Annotated in this window: 19 protein-coding genes and 1 pseudogene; 9 read left to right on the top strand and 11 right to left on the bottom strand. The window is 67.0% G+C overall.

The genetic code is table 11. The features are described 5' to 3' along the window. Positions 1-63: 63 nt before the first annotated feature. Positions 64-1,302 (top strand): cysteine desulfurase, encoded by a 1,239-nt coding sequence (locus G582_RS0104830; RefSeq protein ID WP_028838866.1) that lies wholly within the window; start codon positions 64-66, stop codon positions 1,300-1,302. Positions 1,303-1,362: 60 nt separating this feature from the next. Here the strand turns inward: G582_RS0104830 and G582_RS0104825 are convergent, their stop codons facing one another. From G582_RS0104825 to G582_RS0104800, 6 genes are all read right to left on the bottom strand, one after another. Further along, complete coding sequence (locus tag G582_RS0104825; RefSeq protein ID WP_028838865.1) at positions 1,363-1,791, bottom strand: hypothetical protein; 429 nt, start codon at positions 1,789-1,791, stop codon at positions 1,363-1,365. A 9-nt stretch (positions 1,792-1,800) separates the two neighbouring features. Then, positions 1,801-2,985, bottom strand: coding sequence for a hypothetical protein (locus G582_RS0104820; RefSeq protein ID WP_028838864.1), 1,185 nt, complete (start codon positions 2,983-2,985; stop codon positions 1,801-1,803). 348 nt (positions 2,986-3,333) lie between these two features. Then, complete coding sequence (locus tag G582_RS0104815) at positions 3,334-4,980, bottom strand: phosphoethanolamine transferase (protein ID WP_248642683.1); 1,647 nt, start codon at positions 4,978-4,980, stop codon at positions 3,334-3,336. 138 nt (positions 4,981-5,118) lie between these two features. Next, positions 5,119-7,200, bottom strand: coding sequence for a M13 family metallopeptidase (locus G582_RS0104810; protein ID WP_028838862.1), 2,082 nt, complete (start codon positions 7,198-7,200; stop codon positions 5,119-5,121). A gap of 144 nt (positions 7,201-7,344) precedes the next feature. Next, a complete protein-coding gene (locus G582_RS15550) occupies positions 7,345-8,736 on the bottom strand; it encodes a M16 family metallopeptidase (RefSeq protein WP_051246720.1) in 1,392 nt (463 codons plus the stop codon). Continuing rightward, positions 8,733-10,115 carry a M16 family metallopeptidase gene (locus tag G582_RS0104800; RefSeq protein ID WP_051246717.1) on the bottom strand — a complete coding sequence of 461 codons (1,383 nt, stop codon included), beginning with the start codon at positions 10,113-10,115 and terminating at the stop codon, positions 8,733-8,735. The genes G582_RS15550 and G582_RS0104800 overlap by 4 nt, the downstream gene beginning before the upstream one ends. Positions 10,116-10,231: 116 nt before the next feature. Here G582_RS0104800 and G582_RS0104795 point away from each other — a divergent pair, with 116 nt between their 5' ends. Beyond that, positions 10,232-11,605 carry an MBL fold metallo-hydrolase gene (locus G582_RS0104795; protein WP_028838860.1) on the top strand — a complete coding sequence of 458 codons (1,374 nt, stop codon included), beginning with the start codon at positions 10,232-10,234 and terminating at the stop codon, positions 11,603-11,605. A 27-nt stretch (positions 11,606-11,632) separates the two neighbouring features. On the opposite strand, the gene G582_RS0104790 is transcribed toward G582_RS0104795, so the two are convergent. Further along, complete coding sequence (locus G582_RS0104790; protein ID WP_028838859.1) at positions 11,633-12,052, bottom strand: low affinity iron permease family protein; 420 nt, start codon at positions 12,050-12,052, stop codon at positions 11,633-11,635. 40 nt (positions 12,053-12,092) lie between these two features. Further along, a complete protein-coding gene (gene rimO / locus G582_RS0104785) occupies positions 12,093-13,436 on the bottom strand; it encodes a 30S ribosomal protein S12 methylthiotransferase RimO (RefSeq protein ID WP_028838858.1) in 1,344 nt (447 codons plus the stop codon). 117 nt (positions 13,437-13,553) lie between these two features. Here rimO and G582_RS0104780 point away from each other — a divergent pair, with 117 nt between their 5' ends. Together G582_RS0104780 and G582_RS0104775 are read left to right on the top strand one after the other, a co-directional pair. Continuing rightward, entirely contained in the window at positions 13,554-14,222 is a 669-nt protein-coding gene (locus G582_RS0104780) for a dienelactone hydrolase family protein (protein ID WP_028838857.1), read from the top strand. A 12-nt stretch (positions 14,223-14,234) separates the two neighbouring features. After that, positions 14,235-14,663, top strand: a complete 429-nt coding sequence (locus tag G582_RS0104775) for an HIT family protein (protein ID WP_028838856.1) — start codon at positions 14,235-14,237, stop codon at positions 14,661-14,663. 40 nt (positions 14,664-14,703) lie between these two features. Here the strand turns inward: G582_RS0104775 and dcd are convergent, their stop codons facing one another. Both dcd and apbC read right to left on the bottom strand, forming a co-directional pair. Next, a complete protein-coding gene (gene dcd / locus G582_RS0104770; protein ID WP_028838855.1) occupies positions 14,704-15,279 on the bottom strand; it encodes a dCTP deaminase in 576 nt (191 codons plus the stop codon). Between the two features lie 114 nt (positions 15,280-15,393). Next, entirely contained in the window at positions 15,394-16,239 is an 846-nt protein-coding gene (gene apbC, locus G582_RS0104765) for an iron-sulfur cluster carrier protein ApbC (RefSeq protein WP_028838854.1), read from the bottom strand. A gap of 283 nt (positions 16,240-16,522) precedes the next feature. Here apbC and G582_RS17140 point away from each other — a divergent pair, with 283 nt between their 5' ends. The 5 genes from G582_RS17140 (at position 16,523) to G582_RS15540 (ending at position 25,470) form a co-directional block, all read left to right on the top strand. Then, a complete protein-coding gene (locus G582_RS17140; protein ID WP_169380565.1) occupies positions 16,523-17,650 on the top strand; it encodes a TonB-dependent receptor plug domain-containing protein in 1,128 nt (375 codons plus the stop codon). A 21-nt stretch (positions 17,651-17,671) separates the two neighbouring features. Continuing rightward, positions 17,672-19,288 carry a TonB-dependent receptor domain-containing protein gene (locus tag G582_RS17135; RefSeq protein WP_051246713.1) on the top strand — a complete coding sequence of 539 codons (1,617 nt, stop codon included), beginning with the start codon at positions 17,672-17,674 and terminating at the stop codon, positions 19,286-19,288. Positions 19,289-19,717: 429 nt separating this feature from the next. Then, positions 19,718-22,564, top strand: a complete 2,847-nt coding sequence (locus G582_RS0104755) for a TonB-dependent receptor domain-containing protein (protein ID WP_083960962.1) — start codon at positions 19,718-19,720, stop codon at positions 22,562-22,564. A 6-nt stretch (positions 22,565-22,570) separates the two neighbouring features. Then, positions 22,571-24,646, top strand: coding sequence for a S9 family peptidase (locus G582_RS0104750; RefSeq protein WP_248642682.1), 2,076 nt, complete (start codon positions 22,571-22,573; stop codon positions 24,644-24,646). Then, entirely contained in the window at positions 24,646-25,470 is an 825-nt protein-coding gene (locus G582_RS15540) for an SEL1-like repeat protein (protein WP_156880271.1), read from the top strand. The genes G582_RS0104750 and G582_RS15540 overlap by 1 nt, the downstream gene beginning before the upstream one ends. A gap of 118 nt (positions 25,471-25,588) precedes the next feature. Here the strand turns inward: G582_RS15540 and G582_RS18295 are convergent. Next, positions 25,589-25,864 (bottom strand): annotated as a pseudogene (locus G582_RS18295) (IS1595-like element ISBeb2 family transposase); the annotation flags it as partial.

Raw genomic sequence — 25,864 nt, 5'->3', positions numbered from 1 at the left:
GAAAAGCAACCCCTCCCCAACCCTCCCCTGCAAGCTGGGGAGGGGGCTGTGTCTGACGCTCCCCTGCACGCAGGGGAGGGAGACAGGCCCATCGACTGGGCGGCGGTGCGCGGCGACTTCCCGCTGCTGCAGCGGCAGGTGCACGGCAAGCCGCTGGTCTATTTCGATGCCGCCAACACCGGGCAGAAGCCCGAGGCGGTGATCGCCGCCACCGACGACTTCTACCGCCGCCACAACGCCAACGTCAGCCGCGCGGTGCACGCACTCGGCAGTGAGGCCACCGAGGCCTATGAAGGCGCACGCAACAAGCTGGCGCGCTTTCTCAACGTGCGCACCGACGAGCTGATCCTGTGCAGCGGCACCACTTTCGCCATCAACCTGGTGGCGTATTCCTGGGGCCTGCCGCGGCTCAAGGCCGGCGATGCCATCCTCGTCACCCGCATGGAGCATCACGCCAACATCGTGCCGTGGCAGCTCATCGCCCAGCGCACCGGCGCCACCATCAAGGTGGCGGAGCTGCAGCCGGACGGCAGCCTGGATCTTGATGCGCTGCATGCGGCGATGACGCCGGACGTGAAGCTGCTGGCGCTGGCCCACGTCAGCAACGTGCTCGGCACCATCAATCCGGTGACCGGGATCTGCCGTGAAGCGCGCAAGCGCGGCATCGTCACCGTCATCGACGGCTCGCAGGCCGCACCGCACATGCCGGTGGACATCGCCGCCATCGGCTGCGACTTCTACGCCGTCACCGGCCACAAGATGAGCGGCCCCACCGGCACCGGCGCGCTGTGGGCGCGGCGCGAGCACATCAGTGCAATGCCACCGTTCCTGGGCGGCGGCGAGATGATCAAGGAGGTGCGCTTCGACGGCACCGTGTTCAATGAAGGCCCGCACAAATTCGAGGCGGGTACGCCGAACATCGCCGGCCATGTCGGGCTCGGCGCAGCCTGCGACTATCTGGCCGGCATCGGCATGGCCAATATCGCCGCGCGCGAACAGGCCCTGCTGGCGCATGCCACCGAAGAAATGCTGAAGATCGACGGCCTGCGCCTGTATGGCACCGCGCCGCACAAGGCTGCAGTCATCAGCTTCGCGATCGCGGGCACGCATTCGCACGACCTTGCCACCCTGCTTGATCTCGAGGGCGTGGCGGTGCGCAGCGGCCAGCACTGCGCGCACCCGCTGCTGCAGTGGCTGGGCGTGGGCACCACCTGCCGCGCTTCGCTTGCGTTCTACAACACGCACGAGGAAATCGATGCGTTCGTCGCGGCGCTGCGCAAGGTGAAGCGCCTGCTGGCATGAAAAAACCCGCGTCGCATGGCGCGACGCGGGCTTCGGCATGCCCGGTGGATCCCGTCGGGATCAGGGCTTGAACACGACCTTGACGCTGCCGTCCACGGCGGCATCGCTGATGTAGCCCACCGCCGCCGGATTGTCGCCCAGCGCTGCCTTGACCGCCGCATCGCCCGACACCTTGCGCGGCGGCTGCGCCTTGCCGGTGAAGGTGAGCTGCGACCAGTACGCCTTCATCTGCGCGGCGGACTTGTCGGCCACCTTGTCGTAGAACTCGTTGCGCACGGCCGCGCCTTCCGCTTGGTCGATCGGCTTGGCCACCCGTCCGTTGGGCAGGGCGTCGGTCTTGGCCATGAAGATCTGCGCCACCTGCGCCTTGCTCAGCGAGGACACATCGCTTTTCGACGACATCACCACCACCACGCCGGCCTGCGCCACCGAGGTGACCGACAACAGGACGGCCAGCAGGGCCATGCGCCGCTTGAAAGGAAGATTCATGGGTTCACCTCAGAAGACGAAGTCGACGGAGGCCGACAGCAGGCTGTAACCGCGGCCCGGCTGGAAACCCGGCTGGATGTTGTCCAGGCTGCCGAACGAACCGGAATGGTTCTGGACGCGGCTGGCCTGGAACTTGACGGCGACGTTGTCGCGCACGTCCCAACGCAGCGCCGCCGAGTAGCTGTGGCGGTTGGCGTTGTTGCTGGCGACGGCGCCGTTGAGCAGGCCGAACGGGTCGAGCGCGCCCGGCATTTCCTGCCCGCGCACGTCCACGTGCGCCACCGTCAGCGACGGCGTCAGGCTGCCATGGCGATAGCCCACGCTGGCGTAGCCCGAGGTGGTCTTGCCGCTGATCGACGGCGCGTAGTCGGCGCGGATGACCTCGCTGCGCAGGAACCAGTCGCCCGGATCGTAGCTGTAGCCGATGCCGCTGAAGCTGCCGTCCACGTCGCGCGGGTCGAGCCGCGTGGCCATCGCCGCCAGCGCCGGGATCGGCAGGTTGCGATAGGTGTCGAACAGCGCGTCGATGTCATCGGTGATGTACTGCACGCGCCCGAGGATGTGGCTGGCGCGGAAGCTGGACGCGCCCTTGTCCACCGTCACGGCCACGCCGCGCATGGCGTTGACTTTGGCCTTCTCGGAATCGATGCGGCCGTAGAAGCCCTGGATGCCGATGACCGCGTCGCCGGCGCTGATGTTGTACTGCCCTTCGATGCCATCCATCGGCAGCAGGTAGTTGTAGACCTCCTGCGGCGGGCGCGCCCACGGCATCGCATAGCCGACGCGCTGGTACTCGGACAGCATGTACAGCGGCGCCGAAATGCGTCCGAGGCGGGCGCTGAAAGCGGACGAGAAGCGGTACTTGACGTGCGCCAGGGTGATCTCCGGGCGGTACGACTTGGTCACCGCGTACTCGCTGACGGCCTGCACCACGCCGGTGAAGTTGTCAGTGAAGTTGGCGTTGAACTGCACGCCGACCCGCGAGTCCAGCCTGCCGGAAGTGGCATCGCTGGCACCGACGCCGCGGTCGGTCTGGAAGTCCGAGGTCACGTCGGCCTTGTCTTCGCTGGAATGGGCGACGCCCAGCGTGCCGAAGCCGCTCAGCTTGAAGCGGTCGTCGCCATCCTGCGCCTGTACGCCCTGCGCGAGCGCAAGGCCGATCGCCAGTGCGATCCATTGTTTTTTGAGTTGCATGGGCATGCCCTTGTTCTGGCTGTGGGGGAGGTTCGGTCACATCGACCCGGCCGCATCCGTTATCCAGACGCAGCCGTATGGCCTCGCCCCGGATAACGGCGCCCGACCTGCGGAGTTGAGCGCCATCCGCCTGAACAGCGATGGCGATCACGGTTGCGGCCGGCCCCCAACCCGGCTCTGGCCGGCACGTGCGAGCCTTGGCGACAGCAGGCCCCGGCACTGTTCCAACGGTTCACCGCTGCGGCCGGATCGAACGCCGCGACGGCAGCATCAGGCGGATGGCCGCGTGGCCAGATCCGCCCTTTGCCGCATGTCAGCGGCAAGCCGGCGTGTTGCTTGAAGCGCGCCTCAGCGCGCCCGGCAATCGGCCAGCAGGTCGCGCTGGCGGCGGTACACCGACGTCTGCACGTCGAACACCCCCAGCACGGTCGAGAACAGGTGGTCGTGGCTGGCCGGACGCTTCGCCGCCTCGCGCAGGCAGGCCGCGTCAAGCCGCTCGCCGGCGACAAAACCGGGCGACATCCACAGCGTCATCGGCACATGCAGCTGCGGCTTGGGCGCGATCGAGTAAGGCGCGCCGTGCAGGAACAGCCCGTATTCGCCCAGCGATTCGCCGTGGTCGGACAGGTACAGCATCGCCGCGTCGTGGCCCTGCTGTTGCGCCAGCAGGTCGATCAGCTGGCCAAGCACCGCATCCGAATAGAGGATCGCGTTGTCGTAGGCATTGATGATTTCCTGCTGGGTGCAGCGCCCCAGCTCTGCGGTGCGGCAGACCGGCGTCCAGCGTTCGAACTTCGGCGGATAGCGTTCGAAGTAGTTCGGGCCGTGGTTGCCCAGCATGTGCAGCACGATCAGTGCATCGCCCGGGACGGCATCGATCCGGGCCTGCAGGCCGGACAGCAGGATCTCGTCGAAACAGCGCCCGTCCGCGCACAGCGTGGCGACATCGGCAGGGCCCATGGTCTCCGAGCGCTGGCGGACGCAGATCCCCTTGCAACCCGACTGGTTGTCGCGCCAGAGCACGCCCACGCCGGCGCGGGCGGCGACGTCGAGCAGCGATTCGTGGCCGCGGATGGCATCGCGGTCGTAGCGTTCGCGTCCGAATGGCGAAAACATGCAGGGCAGCGACACCTCGGTGCTGGTGCCGCAGGCGGTGACGTCGGGGAAATTGATCACGCCGCGCGCGGCCAGCTCCGGGGTGGTCTGGCGGGCGTAGCCGTTCAGGCCCCAGTGGTCGCCGCGCACGGTCTCGCCCACCACCAGCACCAGCAGCCGTGGCCTGCGTGCCAGCGCCGCGGGCGGCCGGTGCGCATCGGCGCCGACCACCTGCACCGGCCCCCTCGCCTTCGAGGGCTTCAACACCCGCACCAGCGAAACGATGTAGTTCCCCGGGGTGATCTTGTAGCGCAGTGCCGGATCGCTACGCATCAGCGAGAACACGCCCTGCGAGGACACCCCCAGCGCGCCCGCGGCCAGCAGCGCCATCGCCAGCACGAAGCCCGCCCGGCGCAGCAGCGCGCGGCGCCAGCTGCCCTGCACCGGCCGCCGGGTCAGCAGCACCAGCACCGCGGGCAGCACGCCCAGCAGCAGCGCGTGCAGCAGCATCCGCACCGACACCAGCTCGCGGCTTTCGGCCATGTCGGTGTACAGGACATTGCGGATCATGTCCGGATCCAGCACCACCGCGTAGCGGGTCATGTACCAGTGGGCGAACGCGCTCACCACCAGCAGCAGGGCCAACAGCGGCCGCGCCAGCCTACCCCAGCACAGCAGCCCGAACAGCAGCGCCTGCAGCGCGAACACCGCCACGCCCAGCGACAGCAGCACCCGCAGGGAACCGCTACCGGCCTGCACGGCCTGCCACAGCGGACCGTTGAGGACCAGCACGAACCAGGCGCTGGCCAGCACGGCCAGCGCTTCCGTGGACACGCGCGGTCGCCACCAGGGGCCATCGCCGCCGGTGCGCAGGCGCATGTTCCGCAGCAAATCCGTCACGCCGTTCTCCGCCCGCAGTGGGTTCAATGGTATTGGCGCGCGACACTACCACCCGCGCAGCGTCCCGCCCAGCCGGCGGTCCCGCCGGATGCATCCGCATTCCGGCGGGATGTATCGGCTATGGCGCGCCGCCAGGCGCTACCAGATCACCACCTGCTGGCCGTCCGCGCGCACCATCGCATCGCCGGCCTTGCAGCCGAACGCACTGGCGAAGGCCGGCAGGTTGGACGGCGCACCGATGGCGCGGAAGTTGGCCGGCGCATGCGGATCGGTGGTCAGCCGCACCTTCAGCTCTTCCGGGGTGAAGTTGCGGCGCCACACCGTGCCCCAGTTCAGGAAGAAGCGCTGGTCGCGGCTGAGGCCGTCGGCCTTCGGGTCGTCCTTGCCTTCGGTGGCCTTGCGCATGGCGTCGTAGGCGGTGGCCAGGCCGCCCAGGTCGGCGATGTTCTCGCCCAGGGTCAGCTTGCCGTTGACGTGCTGGCCGGGGCCGGCCTCGTAGCCGTTGAACTGCGCGATCAACTTGTCGGTGCGGCCGGAGAAGCCCTTGGCATCCGCCGGGCTCCACCAGTTCTCGAACTTGCCGGTGGCGCCGAAGCGGCTGCCCTGGTCGTCGTAGCCGTGGGTCATCTCGTGGCCGATCACCGCGCCGATGCCGCCGTAGTTCAGGGCGTCGTCGGCAGCTGCGTCGAAGAACGGCGGCTGCAGGATGGCGGCCGGGAACACGATCTCGTTCTGCAGCGGGTTGTAATAGGCGTTGACCGTCTGCGGGCTCATGCCCCACTCGGTCCGGTCCACCGGCTTGCCGATCTTGCCCAGCATCCACTGGTAGTTGAACGCGTTGGCGGCCAGCACGTTGCCGATGTAGCTGTCGCGGCCGGTGGCCAGCCCGCTCCAGTCGCGCCACTTGTCCGGGTAGCCGATCTTGGGCGTGAAGCTGGCCCACTTTTCCATCGCCTTGGCCTTGGTGGCATCGCTCATCCACGCCAACCCGCCGATGCGCACCTTGAGCGCCTCCGACAGGTTCTTCACCAGTTCCTGCATGCGTGCCTTGGCTTCCGGCGAGAACGCGACCTTGACGTAGATCTGCCCCAGCGCCTCGCCCGCGCTGTCATTGAGCGTGTCCAGGACGCGCTTGCCGCGCTCCTTGATCTCCTGCTGGCCGCGCATGGCCTTGCCGTAGAAATTGAAGTGTTCGTTGGCGAACGCATCGGACAGGTACGGCGAGGCACCATCCACGGTATGGAAGCGCAGGTAGTTCTGCCACTGCGCAGCCGGCACCTCGGCCAGCATCCGGCTGACTTCCTGGTGGAAGGCCGGGATGGCCAGCGAGAACATCTTCGGCGCCGCGATGCCCTGCGCTTCGAAGAACTTCGTCCACGGGAAGTTGGGGGTCAGCTTGTCGGCGTCGGCCGGGCTGACCGGGTTGTAGTACAGCGAGACGTCGCGCGACATCTCCTCGCTGGACTTGGACACCTTGGCCAGCCGGGTCTCGAAGGCCACCACGTCCTTGGCCTGGGCGGCGGCATCGGCCGCCTCGACGCCGGAAAGCTCCAGCACCTTGGCGACGTGGGCCTGGTAGGCAGCCAGCTTGTCGGCCTTGTCCTTGTCGAAGTAATAGCCGCGGTCCGGCAGGCCCAAGCCGCCCTGCGCGGCGTAGGCGATGTTCATCGACGGGTCGTTGAAGTCCGCTTCCGGGGCGAAGCCGAACAGCAGGTTCTCGCCCTTGGCCGCGCTGCTGCGCAGGTAGTCGGCGATCTTGTCCTGGCTGTCGAGCGCTGCAATCGCGTCCAGCCGCGACTGCAGCGGCGCAATGCCCTGCGCGTTGATCTTCGCCGCATCCATGCCGGTGGCCCAGAAATCGCCGACGATCTTGTCGATGCCGCTGGCGTTGGCCCTGGCCGCGGCCTGCTCGGCCAGCTGCCGCTGCACCGCCTGCGAACGCTCATCGAGCATTTCGAACGCGCCCCAGCTGGTGCGGTCGCTTGGAATCGCGTTGGCGGCCAGCCACTTGCCGTTGACGTAGCCGCCGAAGTCGGCGCAGGCGTTCTTCGCCGGATCAAGATCGCCGGGCAGGAAGCGGTTGACCGGCGGCAGCTTGGATTCGTCCAGCGTGTAGGCGGCCGGATCGGCCTTGGCGTCGCCCGCGCCGGCGCTGGCGGCCGGTTCGGCCGGCTTCTGGCAGGCGCCCAGCGCCGCGGCGATGGCGAGGGAGAGCAGCAGGGACTTCGGGGTGTTCACGGCAGGCGGCTCCGGCGAGGCAGGAAAGAAAAAAAGACGCGGCACCTGGCCGCGTCTTCGGACTGTATCGGCTGCCCGGCGCGCGGGAGGGTGCCGGAGGTCATGGCCGCCGGCACCGCCCCGCGTTCAGGGTGAGAAGCGCGGATCGGTCAGCTTCATCTCGGTGACCGGGCCGTAACCCTGCATCACCGTGCGGATCTTCGCCGCATCGCCGATCGCCACGATCACCAGGTCCGGGCTTGCCGGGAACACCGCGCGGGCGGCGGCCACCTGCTCCGGGGTGGCGGACGCGACCTGGCCGAGGTAGCCGTCGATGTAGTCGCGGCCGTCGCCGTACAGGGCCAGCCAGGCGATCGCACTCGCCAGCTGCGGCGCGGTTTCCATGCTCGGGGCGAATTGCCCGGCGATGTAGTTTCGCGCCGACTGCAGGGTGGCGGCGTCCAGCCCGTCCTTGTGCAGGCGGTCGAGGGTGGCGATGGCCAGGTCGATCGCGGCCTTGGTCGAGTCGGTCTTGGTGAAGCTGGTGATCTGCGCGGCACCCGGCTGGCGCGGGCGCGGCAGCAGTGCGCTGGCGCCGTAGGTCAGCCCGGACTTCACCCGCAACTCGGTGTTGAGCATGGAGGTGAAGCGCCCGCCGAACGCGGTCTGCACCAGATCCTGCGCGGCGCGGGCGGGGTCGCTGCGCTGGCTGCCGACGTTGCCCAGCGAGAAATAGGTCTGAGTGGCGCCCGGCTTGTCCACCAGCAGCACGCGGCGGCCGCTTTCCTTCGCCTTCGCCGCCACCTGCGGCAGCGCCCCTTCGGCCTTGGTCCAGCCGCCGAACGCCTGCTTCACCTGCGCGATGACGGCGGCGGGATCGAAGTCGCCGGCGATGGAGACGATCAGCCGGTCGCCGCCCATCTGCTGGCGGCGGAACGCCTGCAGGTCGTCGAGGGTGATGGTGGCCAGGCTGGTTTCGTCGCCACCGGCGGGACGGCCGTAGGGATGGCCGCGGAACAGCCAGCCGCTGGCGTACAGGCCGATCAGCTGACGCGGGTCGGAATCCTTGGCCGTCGCGATCCCGTCGATGGCGCGCTTGCGCAGCTTGTCGAACTCGGCCGGCGCCATCGCCGGACGCAGCAGCGCATCGGCCAGCAGCGACAGCATGAGCCCGGTGTCCTTCGACAGGAACTGCGCGTTGGCGGTGAGCGCCTCGCTGGAACTGCCGAAGCCGAGGTTGCCGCCGGCGCCATCCACCGCCTGCGCGAAGGCCAGCGCATCGCGGCTGCCCGCGCCCTTGGACAGCATCTCCGCGAGCAGGTCGGCGGTGCCCTCCTTGCCGGCCGGATCGGCCAGCGCGCCGCCGCGCACCAGCACGGTGGCGGCCACCATCGGCACGTCCTTGCGCGGGGTGAGCAGCAACGTGGCGCCGTTGTCCAGCTGCACGATCTGGTAATCGGGAAGCTTGATTTCACCGGCGCCGGCGCAGCCGAACGCGAATGCGGCCAGCGCCGCGAACACGAAACGCAGGCCGCTCATCGGGCGCCCTCCTTGTTGGCCGCAGGCGCGGCGACGGGTTGCAGCAGGCCGGTGGTGCGGTTCTGCCTGCGCAGGATCTTCGCGGCCAGCGCCTGCACTTGCGCGGCGGTCACGGCTTCAAACGCGGCGGGTTCGTTGAAGGCCTTGCGGTAGTCGCCCTCGAACACCTCGGCGGTGCCCAGCGCGCGCGCCTTGCCGTTGATGGTGGCCATGCCGCGCCAGAACGCGGACAGCTGCAGGTTGCGGGCCTTTTCCAGCTCGGCGGCGGTCACCCCGCCGCGGGCGATCTTCGCCAGTTCGTCGTCCAGCAGCGCCTCGGCCTTCGCCAGGTCGCCGCCCGGCGGCAGCATCGCGTACACCCACAGCAGGCCGGGGTCGAAGCCGGCTTCGGCGAACGCACCGGCGTTCACCGCCGCCTGTTCGCGCTCGATCAGCCGCTGGTGCAGGCGCGAGGAGTCGCCGCGCGCAAGGATCGTGGTCAGCAGCTCCAGCGCCGGATAGTCCTTGCTGCCGGCGCCGATGCCGCTGTGGAAGGCATAGGCCAGGATCGGCGACTGCGCATCGCTGCGCTCCACCACGATGCGGCGCTCGCCCAGCTGCTCCGGCTCGACGGTGGTGACCGGGGCCGGCTCCGGCTGCCGCGGCAGTGCGGCCAGGTACTTGTCGGCCAGTGCGAACACCTGCGCCGGTTCGACATCGCCCGCCACCACCAGCACCGCGTTGTTCGGCGCGTAATACGTCTTGAAGAACTGCTTGAGGTCTTCGGTCTTCCAGCGCTCGATGTCGCTGGGCCAGCCGATGGTGGGGATCTGGTACGGATGCGCGACGTAGGCGGTGGCCTGCATCTGCTCCATCAGCGTGCCCATGCTGTCGTTGTCGACGCTGGAGCGGCGCTCGCTGTAGACCACGCCGCGCTCGCTCTCCACCACCTTCGGGTCGAACGACAGGTTGGCCATACGGTCGCCTTCGAGGTCGAAGATCGCCTCCAGCGCGCTGGACGGGAACCAGTCCGTATAGATGGTCAGGTCGTTGCTGGTGCTGGCGTTGTTGCTACCGCCGGCGGCCTCCATGGTGCGGTCGAACTCGCCCGGGGCGCGCTTGGTCGTGCCGTTGAACATCATGTGTTCGAAGAAGTGCGCCAGCCCGGTGATGCCGGCGTGCTCGTTGCGGCTGCCGGCCTTGTAGAAGGTGTAGAAGTTGGCGTTGGGGATGTCGTGGTCCGGCCAGACGATGATCTTCAGGCCGTTGGCCAGGGTCTTGCTGGAGATGGTCTCGCTGCCGGGAACGGCGGTCGTCGGCGCGGCGACCGATGTGGCGGCGTGGGCGGCACAGGCCGCGGTGCCCAGCGCTAACGCACAGGCGATGGAGAGCAGGCGCATGGTGGTTTTCCGTTTTGCAAGTCGCATACCTTGCCGCAATCGCGCGCGCTCGGCCATCTGCCGGAAGTGGGGGTTGCTGGGTTAACCTGCGGCAACGCAACCAATCGGGCAAACGCATGCGCGTGCATTTCCACGGAGCGGCCGGTGAAGTCACCGGCTCGATGCATCTGGTCGAAGCCGCGGGCAAGCGCATTCTTCTGGACTGCGGCCTGGTCCAGGGCAGCCCGGAAGCCGACGCCCGCAACTTCGCGCCGTTCCCGTTCGACCCCGCCGACATCGATGCGCTGATCCTGAGCCATGGCCATATCGATCACGTCGGTCGCGTGCCGCGGCTGACCCTGTCCGGCTTCAACGGACCGATCTACGCGCAGGCCGCCACCGTCGACCTGCTGCCGATCATGCTGATGGACTCGGCCTCGCTGCAGGAAAACGATGCCGAGCGCAGCAACCGCAAGCGCAAGCCGGGCCAGCCCAAGGCGCTGCCGCTGTACACCCGCGAGGACGTGCGCGGCGCGCTGTCGCAGCTGCGCCCCCTCCCCTATGCGGCGCGCACCGAGCTGTTCCCCGGCATCGAGGTCGCCTTCCGCGACGCCGGCCACATCCTCGGATCCAGCATCGTCGAGTTGTGGGCCGACGGCAGGAAGCTGGTGTTCTCCGGCGATCTTGGCATGCGCAACGCACCGATCCTGCGCGATCCCGTGCAGATCGCCGAAGCCGACCTGCTGCTGCTGGAATCCACCTACGGCAACCGCAACCACCGCGAGCGCGACGAAACCGTGCGCGAACTTGGCGAGATTTTCGACGCCGCCTGGCGCGAGGGTGGCAATGTGCTGATCCCGGCGTTCGCGGTGGGCCGCACGCAGGAACTGCTGTACTGGTTCGCCCGCCACTGGAACGACTGGGACATGTCGCGCTGGCGGATCTTCCTGGACAGCCCGATGGCCTCGAAGGTGGTGCAGGTGTACGACCGCCACCACGCCCTGTTCGACGCCGAGGCGCGCGAGGTCTGGCGCGGCACGCCCAACCCGTTCCGGCTGCCCAACCTGCGGGTCACCGAGACCGCCGAGGAGTCGATGGCGATCAACCGCATCCACGGCGGCGCGATCATCATTGCAGGCAACGGCATGGCCAGCGGCGGCCGCATCCTCCACCACATGCGCCAGTGCCTGCCCAAGCGGCAGACGCGGATGGTGTTCGTCGGCTTCCAGGCCGAAGGCACCATCGGCCGGCGGCTGGTGGACGGCGCGCGCTGGGTGCGCATCCACGGCCACGACGTGCGCGTGAATGCGCATCGGCATACCGTCGGCGGGCTGTCCGCGCACGCCGACCAGCACGGCCTGCTGGACTGGTACGCCGGCTTCACCACGCCGCCGCCGGTGGCGCTGGTGCACGGCGAGGATCTTGCGCGCGAGGCGCTGGCCGGCGAGATCCACGAAGCCCACGGCGTGCAGGCGGTGCTGGCGCGGCCGGGGATGCAGCTGGAGGTCTGAACCGCGACGCCCGCCGGCAGCGACGCTTCAATCGGAGTCGTTGACTTCCGGGGTGCCGCGGTCGGTTTCCTCGCCGCCGAGCTTCCGCGCACTTCGGGCCAGCGCGACATAGCGGGCGCGGAATACATCGAGTTCGCGCTCTTCCAGCTCTTCCAGGTCCAGCAGCGCATTGTGCGCGCCACGGGTGGCGCGGATGAGCTCGTCCAGCTTGAGCTGGATCGCCTCGGTGTCGCGGTTCTGCGCGTTCTGGATCAGGAACACCATCAGGAAGGTGACGATGGTGGTGCCTGTGTTGATCACCAATTGCCAGGTGTCGCTGAAGCCGAACAGCGGCCCGGTGAGGATCCAGACCAGCACCACCAGCAGGGCCAGCGTGAAGACCGGCGGCCGGCCGGCGGCGCGCGAGGCCCACTTGGCCACGCGGCTGAACAGATGCGACGGCGACATCGGGAGCTCCTTGGCAGGGACGCCGGGAGTATGCCGCGGCTCAGTCGTTGTACTCGACTTCCCCGTACAGGTCGTGCTCGTCGCTGCCCATGATCCGCACCATCGCGAATTCGCCGGGCACCAGGCCGGCTTCACGGCCGTCCTGGATCTGCACCAAGCCGTCGATCTCCGGCGCATCGGCCATCGACCGGGCGATGGCCAGATCGCCGTCGATCGCGTCCACGATCACCTGCTGCACGCTGCCGACCTTGGCCGCAAGCCGCGCCTCGGAAATCACCGCCTGCCGCTCCATGAAGCGGGCCAGCCGCTCCTGCTTCACCTCTTCGGGCACCGGATCCGGGAGGTCGTTGGCCTTGGCGCCGGTCACCGGCGAATAGGCGAACGCGCCGACGCGGTCCAGCTGCGCCTCGTCGAGGAAATCCAGCAGCTCCTCGAACTCCGCCTCGGTCTCACCGGGGAAACCGACGATGAAGGTGGAACGAAGGGTGAGGTCCGGGCAGATCGCGCGCCAGCGCTGGATCCGCTCCAGCGTCTTGTCCACCGCGCCGGGCCGCTTCATCAGCCTGAGGATGCGCGGGCTGGCGTGCTGGAACGGGATGTCCAGGTACGGCAGCACCTTGCCGTCGGCCATCAGCGGGATCACGTCATCCACGTGCGGGTACGGATACACGTAGTGCAGGCGCGTCCACACGCCCAGCGTGGACAGGCCTTCGCACAGCGCCTTCATCCGCGTCTCGTAGACGTTGTTGCCCCACAGCCGCGGCGCGTACTTCAGGTCGACGCCGTAGGCGCTGGTGTCCTGCGACACCACCAGCAGTTCCTTGACCCCGCCGCGCACCAGCTTCTCGGCTTCGCGCAGCACTTCGTCCACCGGGCGCGACACCAGGTCGCCGCGCATCGACGGGATGATGCAGAAGCTGCAGCGGTGGTTGCAGCCTTCGGAAATCTTCAGGTAGGCATAGTGTTTCGGGGTGAGCTTGAGCCCGTAGTCCGGCAGCAGGTCAACGAACGGGTTGTGCGTGGGCGGCACCGCCGCATGCACCGCGTCCATCACGCTCACGTAGTCCTGCGGGCCGCTGATCGACAGCACGCCCGGATGCGCCTGGCGGATGACCTCGGCGCGCTTGCCCAGGCAGCCGGTGACGATGACCTTGCCGTTTTCCGCCATCGCCTCGCCGATGGCGTCCAGCGACTCGGCCACCGCGGAATCGATGAAGCCGCAGGTGTTGACCACCACCACGTCGGCGTCGTCGTAGGCCTGCACCAGGTCGTAGCCCTCCCCCCGCAGCTGGGTGAGGATGCGCTCGGAGTCCACCAGCGCCTTGGGGCAGCCGAGGCTGACGAAGCCGACTTTGGGATTGGCGGAGGCGGGGGTCTGGGACATGGACATCGTGGACGCTGGCCGGCGGGGATCCGCCGCGGGCCGCGTAGTATACCGGCGGGGGGCTGGCGGCCCGGCCCCACAGGCGTACTATCGCGGCAAGCGGACGGAGCCAACCCCATGAGCGAGTGGATGTCCCTGGAAACCCCGAGCGGCCGCATCCGCGCCTGGCTCGCGAAACCGCACGTACCGCCGCGCGGCGCGCTCGTGGTGGTGCAGGAAATCTTCGGCGTCAACCAGCACATCCGCGCGGTCTGCACCACCTTCGCCGAGCATGGCTACGTGGCGATGGCACCGGCGCTGTTCGACCATTTCGAACACGACGTGCAGCTGGATTACGACCCGGACGGCGTGCAGCGCGGCCGCGCGCTGGTGGAGCGGCTGGGCTTCCCGCGTGCGCTCGAGGACATCCACGCGGCCGCCGCGCAGCTGCAGGAATACGGCAAGGTCGGCGTGGTGGGCTATTGCTGGGGCGGCACCGCCGCCTATCTGGCCAACACCCGCCTGTCGCTGCCGGCGGTCAGCTACTACGGCGCGCGCACGGTGCCGTTCCTCGACGAACAGCTGGACGCGCCGATGATGTTCCACTTCGGCGAGCACGACCCCAGCATCCCGCAGGCCGACGTCGAGCTGCACCGCCAGCGCCATCCCGAGGCGGAGATCCATGTCTATCCCGCCGGGCACGGCTTCAACTGCGACCAGCGCGGTGATTTCCACCGTCCCAGCGCCGAACTCGCGCTGGATCGCACGCTGGGCCTGTTCCACCGGGCGCTGCGCCCGGCCTACTGAGCCGAGGACGCCATGAGCCCCTCCCAGCCGCCGTCGCGCTACGAACTGCACCCGCAGCTGGCCGACGACACCGCCCCGGTCTGTGACCTGTCGGTCTGCGAGGTCCGGCTGATGGACGATGCCAACCACCCGTGGCTGGTGCTGGTGCCGAAGCTGGCCGGCGCGGTGGAGATCATCGACCTGACCCCGGCGCAGCGCACCCAGCTCAGCGCCGACATCGACGCCGCGGCGCGCGCGCTGAAGGCGCTGTTCAAGCCGCACAAGCTCAACGTGGCCGCGCTCGGCAACCAGGTGCCGCAGCTGCACGTCCACGTCATCGCCCGCTACACCGACGACATCGCCTGGCCGCGCCCGGTCTGGGGCGCGGCCAACGCGCGGCCGTACGCGCCGGAACAACTCATCGAACGGGTCAGCGCGCTGCGCGCGGCGCTGGCGCGGTAGCCGCCATCGCCCGGGAAAGTCCCGGGGCACTGCGCATCGCTCAGGTGCGCGGCAGGGTGACCCCGGTCTGCCCCTGGTACTTGCCGCCGCGGTCCTTGTAGCTGGTCTCGCAGACGTCGTCGGCATCCGACTGGAAGAACAGCATCTGCGCCACGCCTTCGCCGGCGTAGATGCGCGCAGGCAACGGCGTGGTATTGCTGAACTCCAGGGTGACGTGGCCCTCCCACTCCGGCTCCAGCGGGGTCACGTTGACGATGATCCCGCAGCGCGCATAGGTGCTCTTGCCCAGGCACACCACCAGGGTGTCGCGCGGGATGCGGAAGTACTCGACGGTGCGCGCCAGCGCGAAGGAATTGGGCGGGATGATGCACTCGTCGCCGACGATATCGACGAAGCTCTTCGGGTCGAAGTGCTTGGGATCGACAATCGTCGAGTTGATGTTGGTGAACACCTTGAACTCGCGCGAGCAGCGCACGTCGTAGCCGTAGCTGGAGGTGCCGTAGCTGACGATGCGCTGGCCATCGGCGGCCTGCTTCACTTGGCCCGGCTCGTACGGCTCGATCATGCCGTGCTGCTCGGCCAGGCGGCGGATCCAGCGGTCGCTCTTGATGCTCATGCGGTTCGGTCCCGGTGCGGAACCTGCGAGTTTAAGCCAAGCGGAGGGGATTCATGCCGGCCTGCGACCCGCGATGCGTTCGCGGACCCACCGCTCGGCCGCTCGAAAACCCGCCTACCCCAGCAACGAGGCCATGATCCCGGTGCGTACCTTCGGCCGCTTGTCCAACTCGGCCAGCAGCGCCCGCGCGGCCGCGCGGTAGGCCTGCGCGGCCGGGGAATCCGGCTGCGCCGCCACGATCGGGGTGCCTGCATCGCCCTGTTCGCGGATGCCGATCTCCAGCGGCAGTGCACCCAGCTGCACCACCCCGTACTGTTCGGCCATCTTCCTGCCGCCGCCTTCGCCGAAGATGCGCTCCGCGTGGCCGCAATTGCCGCAGACGTGCACCGCCATGTTCTCGATCAGGCCCAGCACCGGAATGTTCACTTTCTCGAACATCTTCAGCGCCTTGCGCGCGTCCAGGGTGGCGATGTCCTGCGGCGTGGTGACGATGACCGCGCCGGCCACCGGGATCTTCTGCGCCATGGTCAGCTGGATGTCGCCGGTGCCCGGCGGCAGGTCCACCACCAGCACGTCCAGATCGCCCCAACGTGTGTCGTTGAGCAACTGCGAGAGCGCCTGGGTGGCCATCGGCCCGCGCCAGATCATCGGCGTGTCCTGGTCCACCAGCAGCCCGATCGACATCGCCTCCACGCCGTGCGCCAGCATCGGCGTGATGGTCTTGCCGTCCGGACTGTCGGGACGGCCGGACAGACCCAGCATCATCGGCACGCTGGGGCCGTACACGTCGGCGTCGAGGATGCCGACCTTCAATCCCTCCGCGGCCAGCGCCAGAGCCAGGTTCACGGCAGTGGTGGACTTGCCCACCCCCCCCTTGCCGGAGCCGACGGCGATGATGTTGCGGGCATTGGCGAGCGGTTTCAGCTCGCCCTGGACGGCGTGGGAGGGGAGGCGGGGCATGGCAGGGCGGCGCGTGGGGAATGCGCGGATTCTAGCGAAGCGGTTCCCGCCCGCCCTTGATTCCTGTCATCCGGGCGACGGATCCGGCCGGCCGCCGTGCGCCACCGCGCGGCTCATTCACAACCGGCAAAGAGTAGTCAATACCAAACGGCCCCGTATGTTCAGGGGTCGGATGTTAACCGGGTGTTAGGTTCCTCCGCCTCCGGGTCCGGAGATGCATGCGCCCGCATCCGCCGCGCGTGCCCACAACAAGATCGAAGAAGAAGACCAAAGGAAGTCCCCCATGTTCGTATCCCACCGCCGCCCGCTGGCGCTGGCGCTTGCCGCCGCATTGCTGCCCGCCACCGCCTTCGCCCAGTCGCAGGCGCCCGCCGACGCCACCGCTCCGCAAGCCAAGGAGCTGGACAAGGTCGTCGTCACCGGTTCGCTGATCCCGCAGACCCAGGTCGAGACGTTCGTCCCGGTCACCATCATTTCCGCCGAGGACATCAAGGCCCGCGGCTTCAACAACGTTGCCGAAGTACTGCAGAAGAGCAGCTTCGCCACCGGCGGGGTGCAGAACAGCCAGACCTCCGGCGGCTTCACCCAGGGCGCTGACACGCTGAGCCTGTTCGGCCTGTCCGCCAGCTACGTGAAGTACCTGATCGACGGCCGCCCGATGGCCAACTACCCGGCGCTGTACAACGGCTCCGACGTGTTCAACAACATCAGCGGCATCCCGGTCGACCTGGTGGAGCGCATCGAAATCCTCCCGGGCGGCCAGTCCTCGCTGTACGGCTCGGACGCCATCGCCGGCGTGGTCAACATCATCCTCAAGAAGAACATCGACGGCAGCGTGCTGAGCGGCCGCATCGGCGGCTATGAGAAGGGCGGCGGCCAGAGCGGCCGGGTCAGCTTCGCCACCAGCGTCAACGGTGCCGGCGGCCGCTGGAACATCCTGCTGGGCGTGCAGGCCGAGAAGGCCGACCCGGTGTGGGCCTCGCAGCGCGATCTGACCCAGCAGTTCAACGTCGACGCCCGCAACGGCGACGCCCCGGTCGCCAGCCGCGACTGGACGATCCTCGACGTGGAGAACGACTACAGCTACGTGTTCCTCGACCCGGCCAACTGCGCCAACCTGGGCAGCGCCTTCGGCGGCACCGAGGGCAAGCAGAGCCGCGCCGGCAAGGGCGATTACTGCGGTTCGCAGTGGACCCCGGGCTACCGCACCCTGAAGAACAGCAAGGAATCTGCGCAGGTCTACGCGCACTCCACCTTCGAGCTCAACGACCTGGCCCAGGCCTATGCCGACGTGCTGCTGAGCCACGAGAAGGTGGAATACAACAGCGGCTCCAACTACCTGTGGTGGGGCACCGAAGTGGGCTTCGGCGCCTACTACGACCCGAACCAGGGCAAGCTGCTGAACCTGTAGCGTGCATTCGCGCCGGAAGAAGTGGGCAACTGGAACGACCACAACGACCGCAACCACAGCAACTCCTACTCGGTCACCTTCGGCGTGAACGGCACCCTGAGCGAAGACTCGAACTGGGACTACGACATCAGCCTGACCCGCACCGAGTACAAGCTGACCGAAACCTCGCAGGCGCTGCTGGCCGGCAAGGTGAACGCGTACTTCATGGATCGCGTGCTGGGCCCGCAGCAGGGCTGGGATCCGAACTACGACGCCTACCCGGTGTTCACCCCGGACTACGCCGCGTTCTATACGCTGATGTCGCCGGAAGACTTCGCCGGCATCTCCACCTACGTGCGTTCGCACAGCCGCACCTACGACAACATGCTGCGCGCGCAGTTCACCAACGGCGCCCTGTTCTCGCTGCCGGGCGGCGACGCCGGCATGGCGGTGGCCGTGGAGACGGGCACCCAGGGCTGGAGCTACACGCCCGACGCGCGGCTCACCAATGGCGACATCTGGGGCCTGACCGGCGTCAGCGGCAAGGGTCAGCGCTCGCGCTACGCGCTGACCGGCGAGCTGTGCCTGCCGGTGTGGGAGCAGCTGACCGTGTCCGCCTCGGCGCGCTACGACGGCTTCCGCATGGGCGGCACCGAGATCTCCAAGCCGACCTACGCGCTGGGCCTGGAATACCGTCCGTTCGAATCGCTGCTGCTGCGCGGCAAGTACGGCACCGCGTTCAAGGCGCCCACCCTGGCCGACCAGTTCCAGGGCGTCAGCGGCTTCTACAGCCAGGCGGTGGACTACTACAACTGCGCCCTGCTCGGCTTCGACGCCGGCGACGTGGCCGACTGCCCGAGCCAGTACTCGGAAATGCAGTATTTCGGCGAGCAGTCCGGCAACCCGGCGCTGAAGCCGATCAACGCCACCGTGTGGAGCTACGGCGTGGTGTGGGCGCCGACGCCGAAGTTCTCGGTCAGCGCCGACTTCCACCACTGGGACATCCGCAACGAAGTCGCGTTGCAGGACGTCGATCAGCTGCTGCGCGATGAAGCCAACTGCCTGCTCGGCAAGCTGCCGGCGGATTCCGGCACCTGCGTCGCGGCCAGCACCCAGATCGTCCGCGACGTCAGCGGCAACGTGGAGTCGATCCGCCTGGACAAGGTCAACGTCGCCAAGGAAACTCTGGACGCGGTGACCGTGGACACCAACTACAGCCTGGAGCTGGGCAGCTTCGGCCAGCTCAACCTGGCCGGTTCGTGGACGCGCAACCTCAAGCACGAAATCCAGACCCACCCCACCGACCCGGTGCGCGACGCGCTGAGCGATCCGTACTGGAGCACCGACGCCAAGTACAAGGCCAGCGCCTCGGCCAGCTGGAGCAAGGACCGCTGGGCGACCACGCTGTACGCCAACTACCTCGGCCCGACCCCGAACTACCGCGCCACGCTGGACCCGGCCGGCTACGCGTTCGCCGGTGCCGGCCGCCTGGGTTCGTACACCACGGTCAACGCCAGCGTGAACTTCGACGCCACCGACGCGCTCAAGCTTTCGTTCCTGGTCAACAACCTGGGCAACCGCACCCTGAGACCGCTCGCCCTGCAGCTTTGCCAGAACCTGCTCCTGCTTGGCCGGTGTCAGCCGTCCCGCTTCTGCTAGCCAACGCTTGAGTTCAGGTGCGCGCATCCCGGTCTCCCGCCGCCCGAAACCTTCGAGCAGTGACGAAACCATGCAGGTAGGCAGCCTCACAGGTTGAGACGATCAACGACCAACGCGAGCAGCGCCTTTTTTGGGGCCGACCTGGGCTCTTGCGCCACGCGCGTAGGCGGCTGGCGCTGGCGATCAAGCAGGCAGACCAAAGCCTTCGCGCCCGATCAAATTCCTTTACCGCGGCAGCTTATTTCCAGCACTGGCAGGCTGTTCCGGGCCCCAGGAAGTTGCGGCGCGTTAACAAAGGGCATGCTACGCCTGCTACTCACAGGTTAATTCTTTGTTACTCTCTGCCTTCGGTTCAAACGCAAGACCGAGCCCTGACCGGCCACCACGTCGTGTCACGCAAGCCCGTTAACAAACAAACAAGGGGATCCCATGACTGTTCGTAACATTCATCGCAACCGGTTGACGCTCGCGCTGGCAGCGGCGCTCCTGCTGCCGTCGCTGGCCATGGCACAGGAGGCCCAGGAGGCCGACCAGCAGCCCGAAAAAGCGCAAGCTGCAAGTCAAGCCGCAACGCTGGAGAAGGTGTCGGTGGTGGGCTCCCGCATCAAGAAGGTGGACATCGAAGGCCCGGCGCCCATCACGGTGATCTCGCGCGCCGACATCGACCGCGAGGGCTTCCAGACCGTGGGCGACATGCTGCAGTCGCTCACCCAGCAGGCCCAGTCCAACTTCACCGGTGACCTGGCAGTGACCGGCTTCACGCCGAACGCCCAGGTGATCAACCTGCGTGGCATGGGCCCGGGCTATACGCTCACCCTGATTGACGGCCGCCGTCCGCCGCAGTACCCGCAGCCGTACAACCGTGACAACAACGTGGTGAACGTCAAGGCCATCCCGTCCGCCATCGTCGAGCGCATCGAAGTGCTGACCGGTGGTGCTTCCGCGATCTACGGCTCCGATGCCGTGGCCGGCGTGGTCAACATCGTCACCCGCAAGCACTTTGACGGCAACCAGCTGCGCCTGACCACGGGCACCACCGCGGAGGGAGGCGGCGACAGCGTGAGCTTGGAATACGTGGGCGGCAAGTCCGGCGACCGCTGGGACCTGCAGTACTCGGCCCAGTTCACCAGCAACGAGCCCATCTTCGCCTCACAGCGCGAAACGTTTGCCGATATCCGCAACAACCCCTACGGCATCACCGCCAACCCGGCACTGTCGCTGGTGGCCATCAGCGGCGCCGGCTTTGCCGGTCCGAGAGGTTCCAACCTGCTTTACAGCGAGGCGGCGTGCAACGCGTTCGGCTACACCACGGTCACCACAGCAAACCGCGGCAAGTACTGCGGCTCCTACGACCAGGTGGCCAGCCGGTCGCTTTACAACAAGAACCAAGTATGGGCGGGGTACCTGTCAGGCACGTTCAACCTGACCGACGACATCCAGCTGTTCGGCTCGGCCACCTACTACACCACTGACGCCAAGTCCTCCGGCGGCACCGAGTTCTGGAGCACCTCGGGTGACAAGTTCACCCAGCGCAACGGCGTGCAGTCAGCGTATTACTACGACGCCAACCTGGGCGACCTGGTGCTGCTGCAGCGCGTATTTAACCCGTCCGAGTTGGGCGGCGCCGAGGCCGCGTCCACGGTGTACGACGAGGCGTCCTACGGCATCACGGTCGGCGCGCTGGGCACCATCGCAGACCGGTTCGATTGGGAGGTCAGCTACAACTACGGCGAGTACACCTACGTGGCGGATCGCCCGCGTCTACTCGCCAAGGCCGTGCATGATTACTTTCTGGGCCCGCAGCAGGGCACGCTCAGCGGCTACCCGATCTATTCGCTGAACCAGGACCGCTGGAACACGCCGATCACGCCGGACATCTACCGCTCGTTCTCCACCCGCGTGAAGAACACCGCCGAGACCTCGTCCAGTACCCTGAACTTCAACATCAGCGGCGACCTGTTCACCCTGCCGGCAGGCCCCGTGGGCTTCGCCGCGGTGCTGGAAGGCACCCGCCAGACGACGGATCTGGAAAGCGACCCGCGCACCAACCAGCTGCGTCCGCTTGACGACCAGACCATCTACAACCTGACCAGCTCGGGGGAAACCCACGGCACGCGCGACCGCTATGCCATGGGCGTGGAATTCCACGTGCCGATCTTCAGCAACCTGTCGATGAACCTGGCCGGCCGCTACGACAAGTACGACGACATCACCGCCGTCGACGAGGCCAAAACCGTCAACCTGGGCATCGAGTATCGTCCGTTCTCGAACCTGTTGTTGCGTGGCTCCTACGCCACCAGCTTCCGCGCACCCGACATGCAGCTGGTGTACGCCGAAGGCGCGGCCTCATACTCGGGCGTGTTCGACGAATACGCGTGCCGTTCCGGTAACTACCTGGGCCAAACCACCGGCCCGCGCACGGTCACGCAGTGCGGCGCCACCGGCGACCCAACCTCCTACACCACCCAATCGGTGATCGCGGGCAACCCGCTGCTGAAGGAAGAGGAAGGCAAGTCGTGGGGTTACGGCCTGGTGTGGGACGTCCTCGACAACCTGTCGGTTACCGTGGACTACTACCGCGTGAAGCTGGAAGACAAGGCCACCGCCCTGACGTCGGGCTACCTGACCCAGAACGAAGCCAACTGCCGGTTGGGCGTGAAGCGAGACGGCAGCGCGTTCGAGTTCGCCAGCGATTCTTCGTTCTGCCAGAACATCTACGGCCTGATCACCCGTAATGACGCACCGGGCACCACGCTGGACGGGCAGATCCAGCGCCTCAACACCGCCTACATCAACTCGGCGCTGGTGGACGTGAGTGGTATCGACACCGCGGTGCGCTACAGCCTGCTGACCGACCGTTTTGGCCGGTTCAACTTCGATCTTGGCCACTCTATCCGGCTGACCGACAAGGAGCAGCAGTTCCAGGACGACCCGATCACGGATTATCGCGACTATGCGGTGATCGACCCGCGCTCGCGCGTCCGTGGCTCGGTGTCGTGGAGCAAGGACAACTGGAGCGCATCGGTGTTCGGCTCCCGCCTGGGTAGCGTCTACAACTGGGCAGAAACCAAGCGCATGAAGCCCTACGCCACCTACAACCTGCAAGTGGGCCGCAAGTTCGGTGCCAACACGAAGGTGGACTTCACCGTCGTAAACGTGACCGACAACCAGTACCGTCCGGACCCGACGTACACCTCGTATCCGTACTTCTACAGCTACTTCGGCGCCGACCCGATGGGTCGCCGCTTCTTCCTTTCGATCAACCACAAGTTCTGATAGCTGTTGACGCAGTTGAAAGGCTTATTCGGAACCCGGCGCAAGCCGGGTTCCGTCTTTGAAAAGGTCAATCAAGGATTCGACACGATGAAGATTGCAACACCCTCGCTGCTTTCCATGACGCTACTGCTGTGCACCACCGGCCAGGCAGCAACTCTGCCCCCGGTGAAGGATTTCGTGGGCCGCGCGGCTTACGGCAACGCACGTATCTCGCCGAATGGCGACTACCTGGCTCTGACCGTGGACATGGGTGAGCAGGACGTGCTCACTATCCTGCGTACGTCCGACCTGAAGATACTCAAGGTCAACCAGCTGCCCGACAAGAAGAGCATTGGCGGCTTCTACTGGACCGCGCCGGACCGGCTGCTTTTCACAGCGGTGAAGAAGTTGGGCGGCTATGCCCAGCCGTTCTCGCTGGGCGAGTGGTACGCGGTCAACGCCGATGGCAGTCAAGCCATTCCCGTCATCTTCCGGGGCACGCGCGACAACACCCAGCGCAGCAAGGCGGTGGGATCGGAGAGTTTCAGCCTGCTGGACACGCTGAAGGACGACGATCGCAACGTGTTGATGACGATGTATTCGCCGCTGTCCTCCGAGGGCCCCACTTCGGAAGTGGTCCGGGTGGACACCATCACTGGCCGTCGCACCTCGCTTGGACGGGCGCCTAAACCCAACTGCTCGCTGGCACTTGATGCCACCAAGGAACCGCGCTTTGCCGTGTGCTCGTCCAGCAAGAACGAGAAAGGCGAGTTTGAAGAGCGCTCGGAGCTCTATCGCCGAGACGGGCAGACTTGGACGCTGCTGAATGCATCCAAATCCGACGGCAAGCATCTGTCCGTCATTAGCGCCACCGACGACGGCACCATTTACGCCGAGCTTGACGACGGCAAAAAGCCCGCCTCGATCGGCAAGATGGACCCGACAAACGGAAGTTTCTCCGAGTTGTTCGCCGACCCGGTGGCCGACATCTCGGGCATGATCTGGTCCACCGACAACAAAACGCTGCTGGGCGTGGTCACCGAGGCGGGCGCGCCCAAGGTGCACCTGCTCAATGAGCAGCACCCTGACGCACAGCTTTATGGGTCGTTGGCAGACGCGTTCCCGGGTCAGAAGGTCGATTTTTCCAGCTACACCACCGATGGCCGCAAGATCCTGGTGTCGGTGTACAGCGACGCCAACCCAGGTGAGCTGTACCTGTTCGACCGCGACACCGGCAAGGCCCGGTTCCTGATGGCAAGGCAAAAGCAGCTCGACCCGGCCAAGATGGCGCAGGTCATGCCCTTCTCGTTCACCGCACGGGACGGCCGGCAGATCCACGCCTATCTGACCATTCCCCATGGCAGCGACGGCAAGAATCTTCCGCTGATCGTCAACCCGCACGGCGGGCCCATCGGGCCACGCGACAACTGGAGCTTCAACCCCGAAGCGCAGCTGTTCGCCAGCCGTGGCTATGCCACGCTGCAGATCAACTACCGCGGCTCCAGCGGCTATGGCAAGGCGTTCAGCGATGCCGGCCACCAGCAATGGGCGCAGGGCATCCAGAACGACATCCTGGATGCCACCCACTGGGTGGTGGACCACGGCCATGCGAACCGGGACCGCATCTGCATCTACGGCGGCAGCTTTGGCGGGTATTCCGCGCTGATGGCGCCCATCCGCGAGCCCGGCCTGTTCCAGTGCGCCTTTGGTTACGTGGGCGTGTACGACATGGACATGATGTTCAAGAAGGGCGACATCCCGCAGCGCGATTCCGGCCTGCGCTACTTGCGCAGGACCTTGGGCACCGACGCCAACGTCCTGACGCAGACCTCGCCAGCTAGCCGTGCCGATGAGGTCAAGATTCCGGTGTATCTGGCAGCCGGCGCCCGCGACGAACGCGCCGTGCCGGAACAAACCGAGGCCATGAACAAGGCGCTGATCGCCGCCGGCAATACACCCGAAGGGATGATCATTGCACCCGGCGAAATGCACGGTTTTTATGGAGAGGATGCGCGCATCAACCTGTACACCGAAATGCTGGGATTCTTCGCGCGCCACATCGGTGGACAGACCAGCGTCGGCACGCCCGGCAAGGTGGATTGATGGGCATCCCCGTCGCCATGTCCTGCCGAACGCTGCTGGCCGCCCTGGCCTTGGCGGGAGCCATGCTCCCGGCCAATGCACAGATCGCCCCATCCAAGGATCCCACCGCCGACGCCTTGATGATGAGTGCGGGTTTCCTGTCCGGGCACCCCGACCTGCGCTATCGCCTGCTGGGCCTGGATGAGCTCAAGCAGGGGAACTACGAAAGCGCACTGAAGTTCTTCAAGCGTGCCAGCTTCTACGGCGACAAGCCGTCGCAGGGCATGGTGGCGGAGCTGCTGTGGGACTCCAAGGGCGTGCCCCGGGACCGCCCTTCCGCGTACGCATGGATCGACCTTGCTGCAGAACGCGGCTATCTGGGCTTCCTGAGCATCCGGGAGCGCTACTGGGCCGCGCTTGACGATGCCGAAAGGAAGCAGGCACTTGAACTGGGCGGGGATATTTACGCCCAGTACGGGGACGCCGCCGCGCAGCCCCGTCTGGACGCCGTGCTCCGCCGGGAACGTCGCCAGGTCACGGGCAGCAGGACGGGCTTTGCCGGCAATCTGAAAATCTACATCCCGGGGCCGGCGGGCTTCGAGCAGATCGACGGCAGCAAGTTCTACGACCTCCAGTTCTGGGACCCGCAGCTCTACCGCCAGTGGCAAAACAGCATCTGGATGCAGCCGCGCATGGGCAAGGTCACGGTGGGCGAGGCGGAAAAGGTAAGCGGTACTCCCACGGCATCACGGGTTCCGGCCACGGCGCCGGTCAGCGACGCGAAGGAGCCTGAAACCCCGCAGAAGGACGAAAGCGGCCTGGGCACCAAAAACCCCAGGCCCTAGGCGTTCAACGTCGGGCCCCGCCCTGACGGTTTGAAACCCGGCTCCGCATGCGAAGGTCAAGGCCGCGCGTGCGGGGCCTTTTTTTTGGCGCTGTTCGCGTTGATTGTGGACATGGAGGTCATGTCATCGCCAACCTGAGCAATGACGCGGGTCCTGCGCCGACTTGGGCATTCCGCTCCAGTGCCCGGAACCACCCCAGGTAGTTCGGCAGATAGGACGTCGCCACGCCCCGGAATCGGGCCATCCAGCCCTTCAGTCGGCTGTGGTGCGCATTGACATTCTGGACATGCCACGCACCTCGCTTGCGCTCGCCGCGCAAGGTGTTCAGGGCGTGGTGCTCAATTCCCAGATCCCTTGCCGCACTTGCCAACATGGCGCTGCCGTCGGTGCACAG

Source organism: Thermomonas fusca DSM 15424, assembly GCF_000423885.1.
In the GTDB taxonomy this organism is placed as follows: Bacteria; Pseudomonadota; Gammaproteobacteria; order Xanthomonadales; family Xanthomonadaceae; genus Thermomonas; species Thermomonas fusca.
This window is presented reverse-complemented; position numbering and strand designations above follow the sequence as displayed.